The following is a 23,016-nucleotide window of genomic DNA, read 5'->3' on the forward strand; positions in this document are numbered from 1 at the left end:
CGGCGCGCCGTGTGACGCGCCGAATTCCCGCCGGATGCGCGGCGCCGGTTTTGCCCGTGCGGGCAGCGCGGCGCCGGCGGGGCGGAGGTCAGGGTTGCGCGGGTGCGCTCGCGGCCGGCGCGGCTGCTGCCTTGCCATCCTTTCCGGCTTTGCCCTTGCCGCGGCGTTCGCCGCCGTGGTGCAGCCAGCTGCGGAACGTCGTGTCGGCCAGCGCCTTCTGGTCGGCAGGGAAGCTGTCGTAGAGCGGCGCGAACGCGTCGGCGAGCTTCTTCGCGCCGTCCGCATTCGCTTGCGCGAGTTCCGCGTACTGCTTCATGTCGTCGACTGCGGACACGTTGCGGCTTTCCATCCGCTCGCGATACAGGCGACCCATCGTGTCGCCGTTCGCGCGCATCGTGTCGGCGAACGTCTTCCACTGAGGTTCCTGCGCCGGCGTGATCTTCAACTGGTCGTGCAGGTACTTGATGCGTTGCTCGATGCGCGCTTCGTGGCGCGCGGCGCGTTGTTCGGCGCTCGGTGCCGATGCGGCGGGCGCAGCCTGCGCCGGCGGCGGAGTTTGCGGCTGGGTCTGCGCGAACGCGCCGGCTGTCACGGCGAGCATCGCAAGGGTGAGCGAGATTTTCTTCATGATGGGCTCTCCGGGGGGGTGTCGTGCGAGCGGGCGCGGCGGCGACTGCCACGGGCGCGCATCTCGCGTCGCCGTTATTAGTAGCACGTCGGATGCGGCGCGGCAGCGAAAGCGACACTTGCTTACATCCGATACGAATCGAAATCGAAGCGGTAACGCAGCGGGCAGTCGGCCGAACGCCGGATATTGCACGCGCAAGAGGAGGGCGGCGCGCATGCGCAGCCCGTCACGGCGCGCGATGCGGTTGGGGCGCACCGGCGTTCGGCGCTATCATCGCGTCACGTTCCATTTCGCCGGCGCGCTATACGCCGGCCCAGCCTCATGCGCCCACCTCGCCTCGATCAACTCGACGACCTCGACCGGCAACTCGTCGCACTGCTGCAAGCCGATGCGCGCGCAAGCGTCGCCGATCTCGCGCGGCAGCTCGACGTCGCGCGCACGACGGTCGTCGCGCGCATCGCGCGGCTCGAGCGCACGAACGTGATTGCCGGCTACAGCGTGCGGCTCGGCCAGGATGTACTCGATGCGAGCATCTACGCATACGTCGGCATCATTCTCACGCCGAAGTTCGGCAAGGACGTGCTGAGAAAGCTCGACCGGATGCCCGAAGTGCAGCTGCTATGCGCGGTGAGCGGCGAATACGACTATGTCGCGTGGTTGCGCGCCGATTCGCCGGAACGGCTCAACGACCTGCTCGACCAGATCGGCACGCTCGAAGGCGTCGAGCGCACGACGACGTCGATCATCCTGTCGCGCAAGATCGATCGCGGCACGATCGGCGGATGACGCGGCGCCGGCGGCGCGCGTGATGTCGTGATGTCGCGGCGCGGTTCGATTCGCCGCGTCTGCTTGTTCTTCCTTCGTATTCCGTCGACGCTTGCGCACCCGCGTAGCGTTGCTTCGTACAGCAGCGGCGCGTGCGTCGTTGCGGCGCATTCTTGTCGCATGCGTGCGCCCGAGTCCTTCGCATGCGCCGGTGCCGCTTTCCCGTCTCTTTGTGCCTTCCCGTGCGCGCCCGCCGCAGCCCGTTTTCGACACTGCATATACGCGATTTTTAGATGGTTTGGTCGTATCGACGAAATGTGTGGTCATTTCGTCGATTTCTTAGGTCGTTTCGCATCATTCTTCGTCTTGGAACTGATTTTGAGCGTCCGTAAACTGTGTTCATGGCTCGACGCCGTACACCAACACCAAACCCATCATCAGGAGATAAGCGCATGAAAATCGCCATCGTCGGCGCAGGTCTGATCGGCCACACCATTGCTCACATGCTGCGTGAAACCGGCGACTACGAAGTCGTCGCGTTCGATCGAGATGCGGATGCGCTCGCGAAGCTGTCGCGCGAAGGCATCGCGACGCAACGTGTCGATTCCGCCGATGCCAATGCGATCCGCGAAGCCGTGAAGGGCTTCGATGCGCTCGTCAACGCGCTGCCGTACTACCTCGCCGTCAACGTTGCCGCAGCGGCCAAGGCGGCCGGTGTCCATTACTTCGACCTGACCGAAGACGTGCGTGCGACTCACGCGATCCGCGAACTTGCCGACGGTTCGGACCGTGCATTCATGCCGCAATGCGGCCTTGCGCCGGGTTTCATCGGCATTGCCGCGCATGAGCTCGTGAACGGTTTCAGCGAAGTGCGCGACGTGAAGATGCGTGTCGGCGCGCTGCCCGAATATCCGACCAACGCGTTGAAATACAACCTGACGTGGAGCGTCGACGGCCTGATCAACGAATACTGCCAACCGTGCGAAGCGATTCGCGACGGCCGCAAGCAATGGGTGCAGCCGCTCGAAGGCCTCGAACACTTCTCGCTCGACGGCACCGAATACGAAGCGTTCAATACGTCGGGCGGCCTCGGCACGCTGTGCGAGACGCTGTCGGGCAAGGTCGAGACGCTCGACTACAAGTCGGTGCGCTATCCGGGCCACCGCGAGCTCGTGCAGTTCCTGCTCGAAGATCTGCGTCTGTCGAGCGACCGCGACACGCTGAAGTCGATCATGCGCCGCGCGGTGCCGTCGACGAAGCAGGACGTCGTACTCGTGTTCGTCACGGTGACGGGCGTCAAGGACGGCCAGCTGGTGCAGGACGTGTTTACGCGCAAGATCTTCGCGAAGGACGTGTGCGGAATGCACATGAGCGCGATCCAGATCACGACGGCCGGCGCGATGTGCGCGGTGCTGGATCTGTTCCGCGAGAAGAAACTGCCGCAGAGCGGTTTCATCCCGCAGGAAAAGGTGTCGCTGAAGGCGTTTCTCGCGAACCGCTTCGGCAAGCTTTACGAAGGCGGCACGATGGAGCGCGTGCACGAAGTCGCCTGACGGATCCTGACGGATCCTGACGGATTGACGGCACGAGGGCCGCACGACGCCGGGGGCGCTACAGCGCTTCCGGCGTTGTTTTTTTCGCGCGTGGCGAAGTCAGTGGAAGCAGGGTGCCGGCTCAGGCCGGCAGCGGGGGGACGATCGCGGTTCGCACCGCGGGCGGTGCCGGCGGTGCGATGCGGTACAGCAGCGCATCGATGTCCGCATCGGACGGTGCGGTGTTGTCGAACATCACGATGCCGTCGCATTCGTGGCCGGTCGGCACGAAGCGGCGCTGACGGTATTCGTCCCAGTGCGCGAGCTTGTACGCATCGTTCGGATTGCCGCGCGCGACGATCCGCTGATGCGCGACGTCTTCGGACGTATGGACCCACACGACCGTCAACGCGACGTCCGGCCCGACCCCCAGCCATGCGCGGTCGAGAATGCGCCGGTCGCGCACTTCGCGCGACAGCGGGCCGACCACAAGGACGCCGATACCGAGCGCAAGGTTTTCGCGGGCCGTGTCTAGCAGGCCCTGATATTCGGGATCGCGCAGGTGCTTCAGGTAGAGCGGGCTGTCGCGATCGTTCGGATCCGCAGCAAGCGCGCCCATCGCGGCGGCGCTGTAGCGTCCGTAAAGCGTATCCTTGTCGAGCAGGCAGAAGGCTTGGCCGGTTGCCCGCATCAGCGGCCCGATCAGCCGCTTCGCGAGCGTGGTCTTGCCAGTGCCGGCATGACCGCAGAAGAACACCAGGTGTGTCACGAATATCGGCTCCCCGAGCCCTGGCGCGATGCATCACCGCGCTTGTCGCCGCGCGAGAACACTTCCGCCTCCAGCCACATCGCGTTGATGATGCCGAAGCCGAGCGCCACGCCGATGCCGAGTATCCACGAGAAATACCACATGGGTCTGTCTCCCTGATGGTTGCGCCGCACGGCCGTGCCGTGGGCCTGTCGAAGCGATGCCGTGTGCGTGCAGCGGCGCACGCAGCCCGATCATGACCAATATCGGTCCGTCGTGCAAGCCGGGCCGACCGCGCGTCAAACCGGTAAACTGACGCCGAAACGGCAACCTCACGGACAACATGCTGATCAACTGCGCTGCATACCAGGACGGCCGCAAACTGGCCGACATCGATATCGATGCCATCAGCGACTACGTGTCGAAGCCCGAGTGTTTCGTGTGGGTGGCGCTGAAGGACCCGACGCCGGACGAGATCGACCTGATGGGCGAGGAGTTCGGGCTGCACGAGCTCGCGCTCGAGGATGCCCGCAAGGGCCATCAGCGCCCGAAGATCGAGGAGTACGGCGATTCGCTGTTCGCGGTGCTGCATACGGTCGAGCTCGATGACGACGACGAATTCAAGGTCGGCGAACTGAACCTGTTCGTCGGGCCGAACTACGTGCTGTCGATCCGCAACCATACGGAACAGGATTTCCGCGAGGTGCGCAAGCGATGCGAGCGCGAACCGCATCTGCTGCAGGAAGGCTCCGCGTTCGTGTTTTATGCGTTGATGGATCAGGTCGTCGATCGTTACTTCCCGATTCTGGAGACGCTCGGCGCCGAGCTTGAGGAACTCGAGGACCGCATCTTCACGAAGGCCACGCCCGCGTCGTCGCGCGCGATCATCGAAGATCTGTATTCGCTGAAACGCAGGCTCGTGATGCTGTATCAGCATACGGCGCCGCTGATCGAGCCGCTCGCGAAGCTGACGGGCGGACGCATTCCGCAGGTGTGCAGTGGCATGGATCACTATTTCCGCGACGTGTACGACCATCTGCAGCGGATCGTGAAGACGATCGAAGGGCGGCGCGAGATGGTCGTGACCGCGATCCAGGTGAACCTCGGGATGATCTCGCTTGCCGAGAACGAGGTGACCAAGCGGCTCGGCTCGTTCGCGGCGCTGTTCGCGATTCCGACGATGATCGCGGGCATCTACGGGATGAACTTCGCGAACATGCCCGAGTTGCACCTGAAGTACGGCTTCTACGGCTGCATCGCGGTGATGGCCGTGGCCGACCTCGCGCTGTGGTGGCGGTTCAAGCGGGCAGGGTGGCTGTAGGCCTAGCCCGGTGCATGCTTGCCGACCACGACGCGCCACGGCCGCACACGCCAGGATTTGACGAGGCCGTTCTGCACGTAGGGATCGGCGCGCGCGAACGATTCGGCGGCTTCCGGCGAATCGCCCTCGAACACGAGCACGGCCTGGTCGGCCGGGTCCTGCAGTGCGCCTGCGAGCACGAGCTCGCCGCGTTCGGTCGCCGCGCGGGCGAGCGCGAGGTGCTGCGCGCGGTATTGTTCCCGCCGGGCGAGGTAATCGTCGACGAGTTCGTAGATCAACTGATAGTGCATGGTCGCTCGCTCCTCGAATCGGCCGCCGCGTGATCGCGTGCGGTCGCTTTGGTATCTGGCTCAGTATAGGGCGCGGTACGGGTTTTGTCGGGCGTGGGTCGAGGTGGTCCCGGCGATCTGGCTTGCCGGCCGGTTGAAACCGACGCGCGATCTTCCCGTCTACGCGCCCCTTTTAACGCAACTAACGGTCTAAGAAAAATTCGACTTTGCATTGGTTGGGGTTGTCGCACAGCAATAGACGCAATGAGCGCCTCGAATCTTTGTCTACAGGAACGACAGGATTCGCAAGCGTATTGCTGCGCGGGCTTCATATGCCGACAGTGCGGTTGCCGCGTTGTCGGAAAAACGACTGGTGACGGGTAACGGGCCGCTTTGGTTGGCGCTGCGAGAGGGTATTTCCATCGGTCGAAATGCGACCTATGCTGAACGAATCCGGAGCGAGGTTGGTTCGCTCGATTCGTCGACACGAGGTGCGCCATGTCTGTGTCAGCCACCCTGCAGGATTGCCTGCGCAAGAAGTCATCGCGGTACGAAGTCGTGTATCACCCGTATAGCCATACCAGCATGGAGACGGCCGCCGCCGCGCATATTCCCGGCGACCGCCTGGCGAAAACCGTGCTGCTCGAAGACGACGAAGGCTATGTCGCCGCCGTACTGCCGACGTCGCATGCAGTGCGGCTGTCGGACCTATGGGTCAAGACCGGCCGCCATCTCGTGCTCGCAAAGGAAATGGAGCTGCGCGAGCTGTTCAAGGACTGCGACATGGGCGCTTTGCCGCCGGTATGCATGGCGTACGGAATGAAGACGTTCCTCGAGGAACAGCTCGCCCAACAGCCGGAAGTGTATTTCGAGGCCGGCGACCACGAAGCGCTGATCCACATGACGCAGGACGAATTCCTGTCACTGATGGAAACAGCCGAGCGTGCGCATTTCTCGCACAAAATGCAGGGAATGTGGGTTTCCTGATTGCGTTGGTGCGGTTTGTTTGCCGTAAATGGGACGGCGTCTTATGGGCGCCGTCGCGGAGCATTGCGGCTGGCGATTTTGTGGTTGCGGGCCGTGAAATCGCGGCTGGTGCAGGCGCGGTGGCCGGTGTCGGGTAAGGTGCTGGCCGCAGATCCAAGTTGTTTTCGATCGAATCTTGTATTTGACATAATCATAGTTATCACCGGTCACGATGTAGGTCCCAAGTTCAGATGTCGCGTTTCCGCTAAATAAAAATGTCGTGTTTTGGCCTGTAGGTTGATCGCCTGCACCCTTGGGAGCGCCGGCGATGAACGCGACTGGGACGATCACCATGACGATGCGTGAAGTGGATCGGCTGAAGGTCATCGAGGCTGTAGCCGAGTGTCGGCTCAAGCCTGGGCAGGCGGCCGAACGGCTGAAGTTGAGCGTGCGGCAGATTGAGCGTCTGGTATTGCGCTATCGCGCGGCCGGCGTGGCCGGATTGGTGTCAGGCAAGCGTGGGCGCCCGAGCAATCATCAGTTGCCGGCTGGAAAGGCGCAGCGGGCGCTGGCATTGATCCGCGAGCGCTACGCCGATTTCGGGCCGACGCCGGCGTGCGAGAAGCTCTGGGAGTGCCACGGCATTCGGCTGGCCAAGGAGACGGTGAGGAAGTCAATGACGGAGGCCGAGTTATGGATTCCGCGTCGGCAACGACCGCCCAAGATCTATCAGCCACGAGCGCGCCGGGCGGTGCCTCGGTGAACTGATTCGAGTCGACGGCAGCGACCATTGGTGGTTCGAGGAACGGGCGCGCCGGTCCCAGGTACCCCCTCGCCGACATCTGCGCGAATCCGGGCGAGCACCGTCGGGACGTCTCTCCTCGTATGGGCTGGATTGTGCGGGTGTTGACCACGTTCGGCGTGAAGGAACGCGCCGCCAGCGCACATGCATGCGGTCACGACCCTGTCCGTTCTGCGCGGGAATGTCAGGTCGGCGCGTTTTCATACTTCCGAGTTTGTATGTAGAACGAGTCTATTGTGATAAGAAAAGTTATCCAGATAACATTGATAAACATCGAAAATGCTCGATCCAAGACCGCGACAACCAGCGCGGCGCGCCTGCGTTCCGGGACGATAAACCGCCCGATTCTGCGCGATTCAGCGCATGCCTCGAACCCGCTCGCCGACCTCATGCGCGGCGCCGTTATCCAGTTTCCACAAGCGCAGTACCGCCACCGCCATTCCGTCGCTTCCCCGATTTGTTCCCGCGACGCAAGAGTGTTGGTCCACGGTGGGTGTTCGAACTCCGGCGCGACGCGCCTAGAGTCTCGTCCATCGGATCCATCGATCCGGGCGGCACTGAAAGCCGAAAACCATTCACCTGTCGAGGCATGTCATGAGCACTTCCAAAGTCATCATCGTTACCGGCGCATCCCAAGGCATCGGCGCGGAAACGGTCAGCGCATTTCGCGCGCACGGCCATCGGATCGTCGCGGTGTCACGTTCGATCGGACCGTCGGACGATCCGGATCTCGTCACCGTCGCGGGCGACATCGGCGATCCGGCCGTCGCCCGGCGCGTGGTCGACACCGCGCTCCAGCGCTTCGGCCGTGTCGACACGCTCGTCAACAACGCGGGCATTTTCATCGCGAAACCATTCACGCAGTACACCGCGGACGACTATGCGGCCGTCACGCGCGTGAACCTGGACGGCTTTTTTCACGTCACGCAGCAGGCCATTGCCGCGATGCAGCGCACCGGCGGCGGACACGTGGTCAGCATCACGACGAGCCTCGTCGATCACGCGAACAGCAGCGTGCCGTCGGTGCTCGCGTCGCTGACGAAAGGCGGGCTCAATGCGGCGACGAAGTCGCTCGCGATCGAGTATGCGAAGGCGGGAATTCGTGTGAACGCCGTGTCGCCCGGCATCATCAAGTCGCCGATGCACGCGCCCGACACGCACGCGACGCTCGCGTCGCTGCATCCGGTGGGCCGGATGGGCGAGATGAGCGACATCGTCGGCGCGATCCTGTATCTCGATTCGGCGCCGTTCGTCACCGGCGAGATCCTGCACGTGGACGGCGGCCAGAGCGCCGGGCACTGAACGACGCGTGGCGAACATGGGCGGGCGCCGGTACCCGAGTCGCCCGCCCTCACCTTTCCCCTGCGCCGCTGCCGGCTTGCCCGAATGTGCGAGCTAGCGCGCGCGCTGCGCCGGCGCCTGCTCCAGCTGTTCGATGAGGAAATCGACGAACACGCGCACGCGCGACGACAGAAAGCGCGCATGCGGATACAGCAGCATGAACGGTCTCGACCGGCCGCCATGGTCGGACAATACTTCCGTGAGCACGCCGTCCCGCAGATCGCGCTCGACAATGAATCGATAGGTCTGGAACAGGCCCGCGCCGCTGCGCGCGAGCGTGACGCCGGCGAGGACGTCGCCCGACGTGCCATAGCCGCCGGTCGTCATGACGTCGATCTCGGCGGCCCCGTCGCTGAACAGCCAAGGGATCGGCCGGCCGCTGCTCGGCAGCTCGAACTGGATGCATTCGTGCGCGTGCAGATCGTCGACGGCGCGTGGCACGCCGGCCCGCTTCAGATAGCCGGGCGTCGCAACGACTACGAGTTCGGCGTCTTCGAGCTTGCGCGCGATCAGGCCCGAATCCGCAGGCGCACGGCCGCGGATCGCGAGGTCGAAGCCCTCTTCCGCGAAGTCGATGTTGCGATTGCTCAGGTGCGTTTCGACGCGTACGTCCGGATATCGCTCGCGAAACGCCGGCAGCAGCGGCAGCACACGATAGTGGCCGTAAGGTGTCGGCATGCTGATGCGCAGCACGCCGGCCGGTATGGCCTGCTGGCCGGTCGCTTCGCGTTCCGCGTCGACGAGTTGCGCCAGCGCGTCGCGGCATTGTTCGAAGTAGCGCCGCCCGGAATCGGTCAGGCGGATCTGTCGCGTCGTGCGTACGAACAGACGCACGCCCAGCCGCTCCTCGAGTCGCGCGACCGATCGGCTCACCGCGGCCGGCGTGACGCTCGCCGCGTTTGCCGCCAGCGTGAAGCTGCCAAGTTCGGCCGCGAGGCAGAACAGCTCGATGCTGCCGAGCAGCAGGTCGTCGAATTTTCTTTGCATGGGGTGGCTCCTGCCCTCTCGGTGGCGTTCGTCGCGGGCCGCCGAAGCAGCGAGTGTGCATCAATCCCGAACGCGAAGCCAGTGTGCGCGTGCGCGCGGCGAATGGCTCCGCGGGCAGGCATTTGCGCCGCTTCATGTCGCGTGCGATTCGTTACATCGCGTGTCGACTCAATTGCGCGAACGATATTTACCGGCCTGGGCCGCGTCACTACAGTGACTGACGGAGGCCGCGCGAGCGACGCTGGCGCGCGGCGGCCGGTCCATCGAACTTCCGAAAAAGGAACACGTCATGACGATCGAACAAACGCTTGCCGAACTCGGCTTCGCGCTCCCCGAACCGCCGCAACCGCTCGGCAGCTATACGGCCGTCAGCGAAGCCGGCAACCTGTTGTTCGTTTCCGGACAACTGCCGCTCGTCGACGGCAAACTCGCTTATACGGGCCGCGTGGGCGAACGGCTGAGCATAGAGGACGGACGGCACGCGGCGCAGCTCGCTGCGTTGAACGTGCTCGCGCAGATCAGGAAGCATCTCGGCGGGTTCGATCGCCTGCATCACATCGTGCGGGTCGAGGGCCACGTCGCGTCGGCCGACGGCTTCTACGGTCAGCCGGCCGTGCTCGACGGCGCATCCGACCTGCTCGCCGCGGCGCTGGGCGAGCGGGCCGGACACGCACGTTCGGCGTTTTCCCAGCGGCAGTTGCCGGCCGATGCGACCGTGATCCTGGTCGTGATCGCCGAAATCCGCCCGGCCTGAGGATGGCGAATGGCCGCCGCGTCCGATCGGCGGTTACGAGGCCGTAACGGCGGCGGCTGCCCTCTCACCGCCCGGGATTTCGGTTTTCCCCGATTTTCGAATATTAGGGATAGACCGCGTGAGCGCCTTTATGGACAAGGCTGAGGGCGATTCAGATACATTGAAATACAAAATATCGCATGCGATTTAATCGAATGCGCTTGACGCCGCGTCTCGTCGCGACCAAACTGCATCGCATGCGATCGAATCGCATCTGAGAAAAACCTTCCTACATGACGGAGTGAACGATGAGCAAGATCGAAAAAGTGCTGTACACGGGCAAGACGCACACGACTTCCGGTGGTCGCGACGGCGCGGCGCGCAGTTCCGACGGTCGGCTCGACATCCAGCTGTCGTCGCCGGGCAGTGCCGGCACCGGCACGAATCCGGAGCAACTGTTCGCGGCCGGCTGGTCGGCCTGCTTCATCGGCGCGATGCAGCTTGCGGCGCGGGCGGCGAAGGTCACGCTTCCGGCCGATCTCGCGGTCGACGCCGAAGTCGATCTCGGCATGGGCGGCAACGCGTACTTCCTGCAGGCTCGCCTGAATGTGAGCGTGCCGGGCGTCGAGCGCGACGTCGTGCAGCACATCGTCGACACCGCGCATCAGACCTGCCCGTACTCGAAGGCGACGCGCGGCAACATCGACGTCGAGATCCGCATCGTCTGAATGCGGCGTCCGGCGGCCAGCGCCGCCTTCCCGAATGTTCTGTCCATATCCAGCCGAGGTGAATGATGAAAACCCAACTGATCGCCGCCGTTCTCGTTGCCGTGTCCGCTGCTGTTGCCGCGCCGGCTTTTGCCGTTGAAACCGTCGTGACGCGTGCGCAAGTGCATGCGGAGCTCGTCCAGCTCCAGCAAGCCGGATACGTGCCCGGCCGCGCGAACGATCCGCATTATCCGGACGACCTGCAAGCCGCGCTGGCGCGCATTCGCACGACGGGCGCCGTCGCAACCGACACGGCGACGTCCACGGCCGGTTACGGCAACGACGCGGCAGCCGCCACGCAATCGGGCAGTCGTCGTGCGACGCACATCGCCGAGCGCTCGATTTACTTCGGTCATTGAACGACGCCGCGATCGGCGCCGATTGCCGGCGTGCAATACACAACCCTGAATGCTCCCCCTTACTGCGAGGTGAATGATGAAAACCCAACTGATCGCTGCCCTTCTCGTTGCCGCATCCGCCGCTGTTGCCGCACCGGCATTCGCAAGCGAAAGCACGGTGACGCGCGCGCAGGTGCGCGCGGAGCTCGCCGCGCTCCAGCAAGCCGGCTATCTGCCGAATCGCCCGAACGATCCCAACTATCCGGACAATCTGCAGGCCGCGCTGAAGCGCGTTCGCGATAACGGAACGGCAGTCGCCGATGCCGACGCATCGGGCTACGGCAGCAACGCAGAAGGCACGATGCAGTCCGGCAGCCGCGTTGCGATGCGCACGGCCGAGCGCTCGATCTACTTCGGTCATTGAACGCCGCGTCGAAGCCGTCGGCGCCGCCCATCAAATAAAGCGCATGCGATGTAATCGCGTGCGCTTTTTGTTTGTGTGCCATCGGTATCGACGATTGCGTCCATCCTGCCTGCCCGATAGTGTGCAACCAACGATCGGACGATGCGGGAAGCGGCGACGTCGCACGAAGATGGCGGAGCGCATCCGCTCGCAACGCGATCTGCATGCGCTCGCCGGCGAGCAGCATCGCTTTGCGCTCGGCGACGAACACGCGCGGCGGTTTCCTCCGGCGCTTGCGCCGTTTGCGGGCCGGGCCGGCCGCAGCCCGGCCGCTTTCGACGCGTAGCGTGAACCGATTGACGCATACGGACCGGCGGCGTCGGTCTCGCCGGACGAGATTGCAGCGCCGCCCCGCTCTTTCGTGGTCTGGCGGGCGATGCGCCACCAGCTGCTCTGGCAGCAAGCGCTCGACGGCGCGCCGGCACGCGCGTTCGAGCATGTGCGGCTCACGGAAGCGACCGTGCCGGAGATGCCTGGACCGATCGCAACGTCGGAACCGCGCCCGTTCGGCCCGCGCACGGTCGAATCCGGCGGCTGGCCATATCGGCGTGCGCCGGCAAGGCCGGCTCGTCACGATGGCCGGCGAGTGGCTGAGAGCCGGCGGCTATATGGGGATCGGCGCTGTTTGCGTGGATGCTGCGTTTCGCGGGTCACGCGCTCGCGGCAGGACTGATTCGGGCGCTGATCGCGGCGATCCGGGCGCACGGCGAAATGCCGTACCTGCACGTGCTCACTTCGAAGCACGCCGCGATCGACCTATCGCGCACTCGGTTTCGTGCTGCGCCGCGACATGCATCTGCAGGCGCCGGGCGCGAGGATGCCGGCGCAGACGGGCTGCACGGCGCACCGTGACGGCCACGCCGCCGCTAGGCGGTGCTCGTGGCGGCAACAAAGGAGAAAGCAGCCGGGAAAACGCAGGAAGAACGCGCGGGAGCGGGACCAAATTTGCGGGCCGGCCGCCGACGACCGCGTCGCCGGCCCGAGATCGGCGTTTCGTGTGCGGGCTACTCGTCAATCGAATCGATCAAGTTGCCGCGCAGCGTGACGATCGCCTTCTGCATCTTCGCGAATTCGTCGGGCTTGAGCCCGGTTGCCTCGACGAGATTCATGTCGAGCCCCTTCTCGCGCACGCGACGACCGCTTTTCGTCAGACTCACGCGCACTTGGCGCTCGTCCGACGGATCGCGGTGCCGCTCCAGATACCCCATCGCCTCGAGCTTCTTCAGGATCGGCGTGAGCGTGTTCGATTCGAGGAACAGCTTTTCGCCGAGCTGCCCGACCGTCTGGCTGCCCTCCTCCCACAGCGCAATGATCGTGATGTATTGCGTGTACGTAAGGCCGAGCTCCTCGAGGATCGGCTTGTACGCCTTGCCGAACGCGAGGTTCGTCGAGTAGATCGCAAAACACAGAAACTCGGACAGTTTCGGCGTGGCCGGCGATTGAGCTTGGGTCGGTTTCATCAGCATTCCTCCATCGACCCTGGATCGGTCGCAGATGAACGCATTATATATCGCGTGCGATCTTATCGGAAGCATGATTATCGTTTCCGATCAACATGATGCGCCGTCCGATATGACCGCCCGCGCTCAGTCACGACGGGTACCGGCCGCGGCGCTCGCCGTTGCGCTGTCGGCTTACCGTCAGCAGCGAGCATTGCACGGGGTGCGCGATTTCGGTCGCGAGGCCGCCCGCCGCGAACAGCAGGATCATCAGCCAGCGTTTCATGCATCCTCCACGACGGAAAGGCTCGCGCCGTCGGCGACCGACGCGTCGAGTGCGTACGGATCGACGCCGTCGAGGCAGCCGAGATTGACGCGCCAGCACGCCGGATCCTTGCGGGTCTGATGGAACGGATAGATGCCGCACCGGCTGCAGAAATAGTGACAGGCCGTGTGCGTGTTGAAACGGTAGGTCGTCAGCGCGTCCTCGCCCGCGACGATCTTCAGGTCGGCGGCGGCAAACATCGGACTCATCAGTGCGCCGCGACGGCGGCACATGCTGCAATTGCAGCGGGTCGCCGGCGTGAGCGCGGTTCGCACTTCAAATTTGACGGCCCCGCAATGGCAAGATCCGTTGAACCATGTAGCAGACATGTCGTGCTCCTCGAAGGTCATGCCTGCTTTATAGCGGACGCGCGCCGGCTTCACGTATCACACTGTATCCGCACCGTGCGCCGATACCGGGCGTTGCAATTCTTTGGCCGGCGATGTCTGCGGCGCCGGCCCGAATCAGTCCAGCGCGTGCTGCAACCGCGCGATGGCCGCCCGCGTCTCGCGCTCGAGCGTCGCGAACAGTTCGGCGGCCGGCAGCGACCGGACGAGCGGCGCCGCCTGCCCGGCCCATTGGGCCCCATAACCGAACTCGCCTTTCGCCTTCGCGGCCGCATGCAGCGCCTTCCCAGCGTCATACGCGATTGGATAGGCCGGCGTGGCCGGTGCGTGCGGATCGTCGCCGAGCGCGGTCAGCCGGTTCGCAATACCGCGCGCGACGCGGCCCGAGATCGCGGCCGTAAACGTCGTGCGGTGCGCCGCGTCGCCGAGGATCGCGCGGCGGTAGCCGTCGTCGATCGACGTTTCCGGGCACGCGACGAAGGCCGTGCCGAGCTGCGCGGCCTGTGCGCCCAGCGCGAGCGCTGCGGCGATGCCGTCGCCGTCCATGATGCCGCCGGCCGCGATCACCGGAAGCGGGCATTCCCGCACGAGCAGGCGCGTCAGCGCGAAGGTGCCGAGCCGATCGTCGCGCGCCCTCGAATCGAATACGCCGCGGTGGCCGCCGGCTTCGATGCCCTGCGCAACGATTGCATCGATGCCGGCAGCGGCGATCTGCCGCGCTTCGTCGGGATGCGTCGCGGTCGCGAACAGCGTGATGCCCGCGCGCTTGAGCCTCGCGATCGCCTCGTCGGACGGCAACCCGAAATGAAAGCTGACGACGGCCGGCTTTTCATCGATCAGCATCGCAAGCATCGCGTCGTCTTCGACGAAGCTCGTGTAGATCTCCGACAGCGACGCGGGCGGCGTCGCGCCATGCTCGCGGAACGCAGGGGCGAGCCAGTCGAGCCACGCACGTTCGACCGCGGCGTCCGCGCGCGCCGGCTGGTGGCAGAACAGGTTGATGTTGAACGGCCGGTCGGTGAGCGCGCGCGTGTCGCGGATCATCTTGCGCGCGCCTTCGGCATTCTTCGCGCCGACGCCGAGGGAGCCGAGCCCGCCCGCGTTCGACACGGCAGCCGCGAGCGCCGGTGTGCTGACGCCGGCCATCGGCGCCTGGATGATCGGGGTGCGGATGCCGAGCGTGCGCAACAGCGTCCGGTTGTCGGTCGGTCGATTCATGTCGTTGCCTCCTGCAACGTCCGGGATCGGGATGCTGCGGCCGACAGGGGGCCGCAGGACTGGGTCGGGTCCGGCGCACGACGCGCTCGGCAGCGCACCGTGCGAAGCCGGTCACACGGTCGCACTGGCAAACACAGCGGCCGGTGATGGCGCTAGTCGGTTGCGCGCGGCGACGGGGTCAAGCGTCGCCGCGCGAGCGGTTCGCCAAACGCATTGCCGCCCATGCTACGCCACACCGTCGCCGTCAGGCCAGCGCCCGATCTAGCGGCTGCGCACCCTCACGGCGAGCGCCGCGCACGCGGCCAGCAACGCAGCCGTCGCGAAGAACACCGAATGCAGGCCGAGCGCGACGCCGATTTGCCCGCCGATCACGGGACCGAGCACCTGCCCGCCGAACTGCGCAGACTGCAGGTAGCCGAGCATCTGGCCCGTCGCGCGCTCGTCGACCGACTGCCGCACCAGTTTGCCGATCGACGGCAGCAGCCCGGCCAGCGTCATCCCCATCAGTACACGCAGCGCCGCGAGCTGCCACCAGTGCGTGACGAACGCCTGCGGCACCATCGCAAGCGCGGTCAACAGCAGGCAGCCGATGATCACGTTCCAACTGCCGATCCGGTCGGCAAGCGCGCCCAGCCGCGCGGCGGTCAGCATGCTGCCGAGCGCCGAACAGGCCATCACGACGCCGGCGACGCGCGCGAGATGATCGCCGCTTACCCCAAGCCCGCCGATATAGACCGTGATGATCGGCTCGATCGACATGTTCGCGAGCAGCACCATCATTGCCGTCGCCAGAAGCGCCGCGACTGCCGCGCGATCGGTGCGGCGGGTCGCGGACGCCGCGCTTGCGTGCACGCGGCGTGTCTGCGCATCGGCGCCCGTGTCGAAATCCTCCTTCACGACGACGATCGTCAGCAGCGCGGCGACCGCGATCATCGCGCCCCCTGCGAAGAACGTGCCGCGAATGCCGAGCCAGCCCGGCAGCAGCCCGCCGACAAGCGGCCCGACGAGATTGCCGGCGAGCGCGCCGGTCGACAGGATGCCGAGCGCCCAGCCCGCGCGTTCGCGCGGCGCCTGCGTGCCGACCATCACGGTCGAGGCCGACGCATAGCCGCCGACGAGCCCGGCAACGAGGCGCAGCGCAACGAGTTCCTGCACATTGTGTGCAACGCCGATCAGCGACATCACGACGGCCATTCCGAGGGCCGCACGTACGAGCATCGGCTTGCGACCGAAGCGATCCGCGAGCCGGCCCCACAGTGGCGCGGTGACGGCGGTGCCGAGAAACGTCGCGCCGAACGCGATGCCCGACCACTGGATCACCGCCGCCTGCGTGCCGACACCGAGCTGCCGCACGTACAGCGGGAGAAATGGCAGCAGCATGCTGAGACTCATGAGCGTCGTGAACGAACCGAACACGCAGACGGCGAGATTGCGTCGCCAGTAGCGCGCATTGCGCGCCGCGTAGCCGTCAGCCGGGCGGGCCGGGACGACCGTAGCCTGCGGGTGGGCTGCCGTGCTCATCGCGCCCTCGCCGTGGCAACGACGTCGACTGCGAGCGCGGCCAACAGCGCGACCGCGCCGACCGCGAACAGCGCTTCGTAACGGCCGCCGCTCGCTGCGAACAGATACGACAAGCCGTAGGCGGCGAGCGCCTGCATGATCGCGAAGCTCGTCGTCGCGCTGCGCCACGCGCGTGTCGCGGCCGACGGATGATGGGCGAGCAATTCGTTCACGCGGCCAAGCGCGAGCGGCACGATGCCGGGCGTGAACGCGCCGACCACCACGCTCGACACGATCAAGGCCGCCGGCCCCATCCCGACGAGCGGCAGCACGACCGCCACGGCCTCGATTGCAAACGCGATCCGCAATGCGCGGCCGAAACCCGCGCGATCGGCCAGGTGCCCGCATGCAAGCGGACCGACGATCGCGCCGAGGCCGTACAGCACCCAGTACTGCGCACCCGCGTCGACGCCCTTGCCGAGCCCGCGCGCGACGTAGTCGACGAGGAAGATCATGTGCGGGACGAGCCCGATCGCGTTGAGCCCGTATTCGACGTACAGCGGGCGCAGGCTCGCGGCACGCACGCTGCGCGCGTGAACGGCCGGCGCCTCGGTGGCGGCAGGCCGCGCATCGTCGGCCGGCCAGCCGCGCCACGCGACCACGGTCAACAGCAGCGACACGATTGCGAGCCCGAGCCAGGTCGCGGTGAGGCCCTGGCGCAGCAGGACCGGCACGATCGTGCCCGACGCCGCGATGCCGAGGCCGATCCCGGTGAAGATGCCGCCGCTCGCGAAACCGCGGCGCGCCGGCGGCACGTGCGCGAGGATCGCCGGCGCGGCAAGCACCATCAGCGCCCCGCCCGACACGCCCGACGCGAAGCGCCAGACGAAGAACCACAGGAACGACAACGGCGCCGCGCACGCGACGAACGCGAGCGTCGCGACCAGCATCATCGCGCGCAGCACGGCGGTGGAGCCGGCGCGGCGCGCGAGCCAGCCGGCGACAAGCGCGCCGGCCAGATAGCCGCCGAGGTTGGCCGCCCCGAGATAGGCGGCCGTCGACGCGGGAAACCAGTGCGCGCCGACGATCGCGGGCAGCAGCGGCGTGTACGCAAAGCGCGCGAGGCCGATACCGATCAGGCTCGCACTGGCGCCGGATACCGTGCCGCGCCATACGTTGAACGCGGGGGCATGCGGCCGGTCGAGAAGCGCTTGTTGCATGAGGACCTCCATTCGCTCGACGGACGAACGTGCGGCCGTCGCTTGAAGGAAGTCTAGATTGAACCGGCAGTCGGGAGAATTCATGCAACGCGGAAGCCATTCTTCCGCGGCGCGGTTCAATCCCCGTCGGTGATCGCTGCCAGTCGCGCGAAATGCTCGCGCAATCGCGGCGCGGCAAAATCGACGAACGTGCGCACCTTCGGCACCGACAGCCGTCCGTAAGGCGTGACCAGGTGGATCGGCAGCGGCGCATGCTCGCTGTCGCGCAGCACGATTTGCAGCGAGCCATCGCGAATCTGCTCGGCGACGTGGTACGAGAACAGCCGCGTGACGCCGTGCCCGTCGAGCGCCGACGCCAGCGCGCCGCGAATGGTGTTGACGATGAAGCGCGGCACGAACTGGACCACCTGCGGCAGCGCCGAGTGCCCGGACGGCGGGAAGCTCCACGAATCGAGCCCGAAGTGCGTCATCGAAATGATCCGGTGCCGTGCGAGATCGGCCGGCGCGGCAATCGGCGGGTGGGCCGCCAGGTAGCGTGGCGACGCAACGACGACGCGCCGCACCGAGCCCACCGGGATCGCAACGAGCGTCGAATCGGTCAGATGCGCGATCCGCAGCGCGACGTCGATTCCCTCGTCGATCAGGCTGACGGGCCGGTCGAGCAGTTGGAGGCGGACCGACACGGCCGGATGGCGGTCGATGAATTCGTCGATCAGTGCGCGCAGCACGTCCTCGCCCGCGGCGACGGGTGCGGTTACCGTCAGCAAACCGCGCGGCGCCGAGCGCGCGTCGGCGATCAGCATGTCGGCTTCTTCGAGATCCGCGAGAATGCGGCGGCATGCGGCAGCGTAGCGCTCGCCGGCTTCGCTCAGCCGGATCGTCCGGGTGGTCCGGTACAGCAGCGCCGTGCCCGTGTGTTCCTCGAGAAACGCGATCGCGCGGCTGACTGCCGCCGGCGAGCGGCCGAGGCGGCGGCTCGCGCCTGCGAGACTGCCCTCGTCCAGCGTGGCAACGAACACCTTCATCGCATCGATTCGGTCCATGGCGTGTGAGTGGGCGCGAGCGGTCGTGTCGTTGGGGGCGGGAACGCAGCGAGCAGTCTACCGCAGGCGCGCGCCAGCGCACCGATCGGCGGCAGCCGGTCGCGTCGTGAAATACTTCGGGCATGCGCCTTTGCGGAATTCCTCCGATGACTCGTGAAAAGCTTGCCACCCTGCCGTTGCATTGCGTGGTCGCGCGGCGGGGCCTGACGTGGGTTGCCGCGTTGTTGATCGGCGCGCAGCCGAACGCGGGTTCTGCCGCCGATTTCCCGCGCGCGCCGGCAGCACGCGCGCCGCAACGCATCCTGTTCGTCGGCGACAGCCTCACGCACGGCCGCTACGCGCCCGTGCGTTCGTACGACGCGATGCACACCGGCAGCGGCGCGCGCGGCGACGCCGCGCAGGTCGTCGACGAAAACTTCGGACAGACGGGCGCGCGCGCGGAACGCGAGCCTGGCCCGTGGGGCGGGATTCCGGGCATCTTCGCGCGCTTCGCCGTCGAAGCGGGGCTCGATTACGACGTGCATCTGGAGGCCATGTCGGCGACGAGCCTCGCGAAACACGATCGCGTTGCGGCGGATGTAATCTACCGGCCAGGGTGGGACGCGGTCGTGTTGCAGGAATTGAGCGCAAAGCCGCTGCCGTTCGCGCTCACGCAGCGCCGCGACAGCGATCCGGCCGGTTTCTGCGCGAGCGTCGCGACGCTCGCGCGCGGCATTCGTTCGGCGGCGCCGCAAGCGCGCATCTACCTGTATGAGACCTGGCCGAGCGCGGATCGCGCGAAAGCGCTTGCCGGCGAGCCGGGCAGCGATGGATTTCGCGCGCGCTACCTCGAGCGTATCGCCGACATTGCCGCCGCGTATCGCGAAGCGTTCGAACGTGCACGCCGATCCGATCCGTCGATCGTTGCCGTCGCGCCGGTCGGCCGAGCTTGGCTACGGGCGTGGGCGGCCGGCATCGCCGATCCCGATCCGTATGCGCCGTCCGGCGCGCCGCTGCTGTGGTACGGGATGCACGCGCAAGGCGACCCGCCGATCTCGCGGCCCGATTATCTGCATCCGGGCGTGCTCGGCGCCTACCTCGGCGCGCTCGTGCTGTTCCAGCAGATTGCAGGCATCGATGTGCGCACGCTCGGCCCGCACGAGCAGGCAGCGGCGCAACTCGGCATCGCGCCGCAGATGGCCGGGCGATTGCAGGCTGTGGCGTCGGATACGGTTCGCCACGAACATACGCGGGGCGGCGCCGGTTCACGTGGAGCGGCGCCGGCCGGAGATTCCAATCCTTGTGCGCCGCAATGACGGGCGCGTAATTCGTCACGTCGGCCGGCGCACGCTTGCCGACAAGGTACGCCGCTGCCCCGCTCCACCTTGATGGCGGCCGGCAAGACTGGCCGCGAACCGCGCGACACCGCTCTCCCCGATCACCGATCACCGATCACGCGCGATATCGCGCTCAGGGTTTTCCGTGCCCGAGGCTCCCGCATCGGCCGAGCATTGTCCGACGCCCGTGCGGCCCGCGTGGCGCAGCCTTTCTGCCCGGGAAAGGATGCTTGAAGCATCCGCAATTATCGCGGCGCGCGAATTCGCCCACCATGTTTCGGACGAGCGGCGCTGCCCTCGCCTGCAGCCGTTTCGCGGGCTTGCGGGGCGCGGCCGTCGCGTCGCGCGACCGGGTTCGTGATGGCGGCCGCGAACGGCCGGGCATCGCGCCACGGCAAATCGATAATCTGGAGACACGATGAACAGCCAATCCCTCGATATGGGCGGCCCTGCGGGCCGGCCCGCGTCAACCTTAGCGGCTTCGGCGCGGCCCGAAGCCGAGCCGCCCTCCGTCGCCGCCGGCGGCGTCACGCTCGGCGAATTCATGGACGACCTGCCGGTCGGCGCGCTGCACCGGTTCGTCGTCTGGGTGATCGGTATCGGGCTGTTCTTCGACATGTACGAGATCTTTCTCGTCAGCACGATCGGCTCCGCGCTGCAGCACGAATACGGGCTGAGCCGGCAAAGCGCCGATTTCAAGCTGCTGCTCGCATCGGCCTTCATCGGGATGTTCGTCGGTGCGATGTGCCTCGGCAGCCTCGCCGACCGGATCGGCCGGCGCAAGGCATTCCTCACGACGCTCGTGTGGTACAGCGCGTTCTCGCTGATCGGCGCTTTCTCCGTGAGCGCCGACATGCTGGTCGCGTGCCGCTTCCTGACGGGCATCGGTGTCGGCGCGATCTATCCGGTTGCCGACAGCTACCTGTCGGAAATCCTGCCGAAAGACAAGCGCGGACGGCTCGCCGCGTGGGCGTACACAACTTCTTACGTCGCGGTGCCGCTCGTCGGCTTCCTCGCGCTGTGGCTCAATCCGCTGCATGTCGCCGGCGTGGCCGGCTGGCGCGTCATTCTCGCGACCGGCAGCCTTGGCGCCGTGTACGTGCTGCTCGTCCAGCACCGGCTGCCGGAAAGCCCGCGCTGGCTGTTCGCGCAGGGCCGCACCGCGGACGCGCATGCCGCCGCGCGGCGCTTCGCCGACAGTGCCGGCGTGCGCGTGCCGGAGCAATTCGCCGCATCGACGGAGCCGCAGCGGCCGCTGGGCGTCGGCGAGCGCTTCGCGCTGCTGCGCCGCCGCCCGTATGGCGCGCGCTACCTGATGCTCGCGGTGTTCCACCTGCTCCAGGGATTCGGCTATTACGGTTTCGGTACGCTCGCGGGCACGGTCGTCAAGAGCCGCGGCTTCGACGTGACGGACAGCACGCTGTTCATCGCGCTGTCGTTCATCGGCTATCCGATTGGTTCGCTGCTGTCGATTCCGCTGCTGAACCGGATCGAGCGTCGCACGCTGGTGATCGCGTCGATCCTGTCGATCGCCGCGTTCGGGCTGTGCTTCGCGTATTCGGGCAATACGCTGCTGATCGTGTGCTTCGGCTTCCTGACGACGTGCGCGTCGAACGTGTTCAGCAACGCTTATCACGTGTATCAGGCGGAAATTTTTCCGGCGCGCGTGCGCTCGACAGCGATCGGCAGCACGTACGCGCTGTCGCGCATCGTCAGCGGTGCGCTGCCGTTCGTGCTGCTGCCGGTGCTCGTCGAACACGGTGCGGGTGCGATGTTCGGCGTGATCTCGGTCGCGCTCGGCATCGTCGCCGTCACGCTGCGCGTGTTCGGGCCGTTGACCACGCGGCGCAGCCAGGACGATATCAATCCGGTGTGAAGCGTCGTCCGGGACGGCGCCGCGAACGCGCGCGCCCGGCCGTTCGTGCGCCGCATGCATTCCGTGCATTCGGCGCATGCGGCACGTTCATCGCGCCGACATGAAATCGAACAGCTTCGCGATGTCGGTGGTCAGCGCCGCGCCGGCCTTCACGCCGACCCACAGTGTGCGCGTTGCCCACGCGTCGTCGAGTTTCACGACGCCGAGGCGCGCCGCGCGCTCGCCGGTCACGGCATCGCGCGGCAGCACGCCGATCCCGAGCCCGGCCTCGATCATTCGGCTCACGCCGTCAAAATTCGATACCTGGATGCGCAGCTTCAGCGAGCGCTCGGCGGCGAATGCGGCATCGGTCATCCTCGTGAGCAACGAGCTGCCGTCGCTCAGGCCGACGTAATCTTCATCGAGCGTGTCCGCGAAGCGGATGCTGGCGCGCGCGGCGAAGCGATGGCCGCGCGGCACGAGCAGCACGAGTTCGTCGCGCCGGTACAGCCGGCGTTCGATGCCGGGCGCCGGCACGTTGTCCGCGAATACGCCGAGATCGGCTTTGCCCGACGCAAGCGCATCGACGATCTCGTGGCTCAGCCGCTCCTCGAGACTGATCTTGATGCCCGGATTGCCGGTGAGGAATGCGGCGAGATCGGCGGGCAGGAACTGCACGATCGCCGACGTGTTGGTCCATACGTGAATGTGTCCGCGCACGCCGGCGACGTAATCGCTCATCTCGTGCGCCATCCGGTTGACCTGCTCGACCACTTTCGCCGCATGGTCGAGCAGCGCGCGGCCTGCGGGTGTCAACTCGACGCCGCGCGCATGGCGGACGAACAGCGCGCTGCCGGTCACGCTCTCCAGTTCGGCGATCCGCTTGCTGACCGCCGACAGCGTCAGCTGGCCGTGCTCGGCCGCTTTGGTCAGGCTGCCGTGCTCGGCGACGAGCGCGAACACGCGCAGCGACTGCAGATCGAAATGAAGCGGATTCACCATGATGAAGGTCCTGGGAATGGCCGGGCGGCGACCGAGCGGTGCGGCAGCGGCCTGATGCGGATCATACGCCCGGCCGCTCGATGCAAGTCGT

Annotated in this window: 24 protein-coding genes and 1 pseudogene; 12 read left to right on the top strand and 13 right to left on the bottom strand. The window is 66.4% G+C overall.

Features of this window, described 5'->3' with window-relative positions; translation table 11 throughout:
* Nucleotides 1-88: 88 nt before the first annotated feature.
* Entirely contained in the window at nucleotides 89-628 is a 540-nt protein-coding gene (locus KDW55_RS11965; protein ID WP_040144222.1) for a Spy/CpxP family protein refolding chaperone, read from the bottom strand.
* Nucleotides 629-949: 321 nt separating this feature from the next.
* Here KDW55_RS11965 and KDW55_RS11970 point away from each other — a divergent pair, with 321 nt between their 5' ends.
* Nucleotides 950-1,414 (top strand): Lrp/AsnC family transcriptional regulator, encoded by a 465-nt coding sequence (locus KDW55_RS11970; protein ID WP_006481526.1) that lies wholly within the window; start codon nucleotides 950-952, stop codon nucleotides 1,412-1,414.
* A 431-nt stretch (nucleotides 1,415-1,845) separates the two neighbouring features.
* A complete protein-coding gene (locus KDW55_RS11975; protein ID WP_040144221.1) occupies nucleotides 1,846-2,946 on the top strand; it encodes a saccharopine dehydrogenase C-terminal domain-containing protein in 1,101 nt (366 codons plus the stop codon).
* Nucleotides 2,947-3,067: 121 nt separating this feature from the next.
* Here KDW55_RS11975 and KDW55_RS11980 read toward each other — a convergent pair whose 3' ends face one another.
* Together KDW55_RS11980 and cydX are read right to left on the bottom strand one after the other, a co-directional pair.
* Nucleotides 3,068-3,694: an ATP-binding protein gene (locus tag KDW55_RS11980; protein ID WP_069241415.1), complete on the bottom strand. Its 627-nt coding sequence runs from the start codon at nucleotides 3,692-3,694 to the stop codon at nucleotides 3,068-3,070.
* The gene (cydX, locus tag KDW55_RS11985) at nucleotides 3,691-3,837 is read right to left on the bottom strand and encodes a cytochrome bd-I oxidase subunit CydX (RefSeq protein ID WP_040144219.1); all 147 of its coding nucleotides are present in this window, start codon (nucleotides 3,835-3,837) and stop codon (nucleotides 3,691-3,693) included. Before cydX ends, KDW55_RS11980 begins: the two co-directional genes overlap by 4 nt.
* A 179-nt stretch (nucleotides 3,838-4,016) precedes the next feature.
* Between cydX and corA the strand changes: the two genes are divergently transcribed.
* Nucleotides 4,017-4,994 carry a magnesium/cobalt transporter CorA gene (gene corA / locus KDW55_RS11990; RefSeq protein WP_040144218.1) on the top strand — a complete coding sequence of 326 codons (978 nt, stop codon included), beginning with the start codon at nucleotides 4,017-4,019 and terminating at the stop codon, nucleotides 4,992-4,994.
* A gap of 2 nt (nucleotides 4,995-4,996) precedes the next feature.
* On the opposite strand, the gene KDW55_RS11995 is transcribed toward corA, so the two are convergent.
* Nucleotides 4,997-5,284: a YciI-like protein gene (locus tag KDW55_RS11995; RefSeq protein ID WP_040144217.1), complete on the bottom strand. Its 288-nt coding sequence runs from the start codon at nucleotides 5,282-5,284 to the stop codon at nucleotides 4,997-4,999.
* Nucleotides 5,285-5,761: 477 nt separating this feature from the next.
* On the opposite strand from KDW55_RS11995, the gene KDW55_RS12000 reads away from it, so the two are divergent.
* From KDW55_RS12000 to KDW55_RS12010, 3 genes and pseudogenes are all read left to right on the top strand, one after another.
* Nucleotides 5,762-6,250: a YbaK/EbsC family protein gene (locus KDW55_RS12000; RefSeq protein ID WP_040144216.1), complete on the top strand. Its 489-nt coding sequence runs from the start codon at nucleotides 5,762-5,764 to the stop codon at nucleotides 6,248-6,250.
* 307 nt (nucleotides 6,251-6,557) lie between these two features.
* Nucleotides 6,558-7,041, top strand: a pseudogene (locus KDW55_RS12005) (helix-turn-helix domain-containing protein); the annotation flags it as partial.
* 584 nt (nucleotides 7,042-7,625) lie between these two features.
* Entirely contained in the window at nucleotides 7,626-8,333 is a 708-nt protein-coding gene (locus KDW55_RS12010) for an SDR family oxidoreductase (RefSeq protein ID WP_069241413.1), read from the top strand.
* 93 nt (nucleotides 8,334-8,426) lie between these two features.
* Here KDW55_RS12010 and KDW55_RS12015 read toward each other — a convergent pair whose 3' ends face one another.
* A complete protein-coding gene (locus tag KDW55_RS12015) occupies nucleotides 8,427-9,359 on the bottom strand; it encodes a LysR family transcriptional regulator (RefSeq protein WP_212160622.1) in 933 nt (310 codons plus the stop codon).
* Nucleotides 9,360-9,648: 289 nt separating this feature from the next.
* Here KDW55_RS12015 and KDW55_RS12020 point away from each other — a divergent pair, with 289 nt between their 5' ends.
* The 4 genes from KDW55_RS12020 (at nucleotide 9,649) to KDW55_RS12035 (ending at nucleotide 11,621) form a co-directional block, all read left to right on the top strand.
* Entirely contained in the window at nucleotides 9,649-10,113 is a 465-nt protein-coding gene (locus KDW55_RS12020; RefSeq protein WP_040144213.1) for a RidA family protein, read from the top strand.
* 287 nt (nucleotides 10,114-10,400) lie between these two features.
* Nucleotides 10,401-10,820 (top strand): organic hydroperoxide resistance protein, encoded by a 420-nt coding sequence (locus tag KDW55_RS12025; protein WP_040144212.1) that lies wholly within the window; start codon nucleotides 10,401-10,403, stop codon nucleotides 10,818-10,820.
* A 65-nt stretch (nucleotides 10,821-10,885) separates the two neighbouring features.
* Nucleotides 10,886-11,218 carry a DUF4148 domain-containing protein gene (locus KDW55_RS12030; RefSeq protein ID WP_069241961.1) on the top strand — a complete coding sequence of 111 codons (333 nt, stop codon included), beginning with the start codon at nucleotides 10,886-10,888 and terminating at the stop codon, nucleotides 11,216-11,218.
* Between the two features lie 73 nt (nucleotides 11,219-11,291).
* A complete protein-coding gene (locus tag KDW55_RS12035) occupies nucleotides 11,292-11,621 on the top strand; it encodes a DUF4148 domain-containing protein (protein WP_069241411.1) in 330 nt (109 codons plus the stop codon).
* Between the two features lie 1,043 nt (nucleotides 11,622-12,664).
* On the opposite strand, the gene KDW55_RS12040 is transcribed toward KDW55_RS12035, so the two are convergent.
* The 7 genes from KDW55_RS12040 to KDW55_RS12065 form a co-directional block, all read right to left on the bottom strand.
* Nucleotides 12,665-13,120 carry a MarR family transcriptional regulator gene (locus tag KDW55_RS12040; protein ID WP_040144954.1) on the bottom strand — a complete coding sequence of 152 codons (456 nt, stop codon included), beginning with the start codon at nucleotides 13,118-13,120 and terminating at the stop codon, nucleotides 12,665-12,667.
* Nucleotides 13,121-13,250: 130 nt separating this feature from the next.
* Nucleotides 13,251-13,385, bottom strand: coding sequence for a hypothetical protein (locus KDW55_RS29635; RefSeq protein WP_257785753.1), 135 nt, complete (start codon nucleotides 13,383-13,385; stop codon nucleotides 13,251-13,253).
* The gene (locus KDW55_RS12045) at nucleotides 13,382-13,753 is read right to left on the bottom strand and encodes a GFA family protein (RefSeq protein ID WP_040144953.1); all 372 of its coding nucleotides are present in this window, start codon (nucleotides 13,751-13,753) and stop codon (nucleotides 13,382-13,384) included. Before KDW55_RS12045 ends, KDW55_RS29635 begins: the two co-directional genes overlap by 4 nt.
* Before the next feature lie 135 nt (nucleotides 13,754-13,888).
* A complete protein-coding gene (locus tag KDW55_RS12050; protein WP_212160623.1) occupies nucleotides 13,889-14,989 on the bottom strand; it encodes a nitronate monooxygenase in 1,101 nt (366 codons plus the stop codon).
* A gap of 261 nt (nucleotides 14,990-15,250) precedes the next feature.
* Complete coding sequence (locus tag KDW55_RS12055; RefSeq protein WP_212160624.1) at nucleotides 15,251-16,510, bottom strand: MFS transporter; 1,260 nt, start codon at nucleotides 16,508-16,510, stop codon at nucleotides 15,251-15,253.
* Nucleotides 16,507-17,709, bottom strand: coding sequence for a YbfB/YjiJ family MFS transporter (locus tag KDW55_RS12060; RefSeq protein ID WP_069241960.1), 1,203 nt, complete (start codon nucleotides 17,707-17,709; stop codon nucleotides 16,507-16,509). Before KDW55_RS12060 ends, KDW55_RS12055 begins: the two co-directional genes overlap by 4 nt.
* A 116-nt stretch (nucleotides 17,710-17,825) precedes the next feature.
* Nucleotides 17,826-18,752, bottom strand: a complete 927-nt coding sequence (locus KDW55_RS12065; RefSeq protein ID WP_040144208.1) for a LysR family transcriptional regulator — start codon at nucleotides 18,750-18,752, stop codon at nucleotides 17,826-17,828.
* Nucleotides 18,753-18,898: 146 nt separating this feature from the next.
* On the opposite strand from KDW55_RS12065, the gene KDW55_RS12070 reads away from it, so the two are divergent.
* Nucleotides 18,899-20,047: a hypothetical protein gene (locus KDW55_RS12070; RefSeq protein ID WP_212160625.1), complete on the top strand. Its 1,149-nt coding sequence runs from the start codon at nucleotides 18,899-18,901 to the stop codon at nucleotides 20,045-20,047.
* Nucleotides 20,048-20,486: 439 nt separating this feature from the next.
* Nucleotides 20,487-21,944, top strand: coding sequence for an MFS transporter (locus KDW55_RS12075; RefSeq protein WP_040144206.1), 1,458 nt, complete (start codon nucleotides 20,487-20,489; stop codon nucleotides 21,942-21,944).
* An 87-nt stretch (nucleotides 21,945-22,031) separates the two neighbouring features.
* On the opposite strand, the gene KDW55_RS12080 is transcribed toward KDW55_RS12075, so the two are convergent.
* Nucleotides 22,032-22,925, bottom strand: a complete 894-nt coding sequence (locus KDW55_RS12080; RefSeq protein ID WP_059544099.1) for a LysR family transcriptional regulator — start codon at nucleotides 22,923-22,925, stop codon at nucleotides 22,032-22,034.
* Nucleotides 22,926-23,016 lie beyond the last annotated feature (91 nt).

The sequence above is a fragment of the Burkholderia sp. AU19243 genome (assembly GCF_018148075.1).
Lineage (GTDB): Bacteria > Pseudomonadota > Gammaproteobacteria > Burkholderiales > Burkholderiaceae > Burkholderia > Burkholderia latens_A.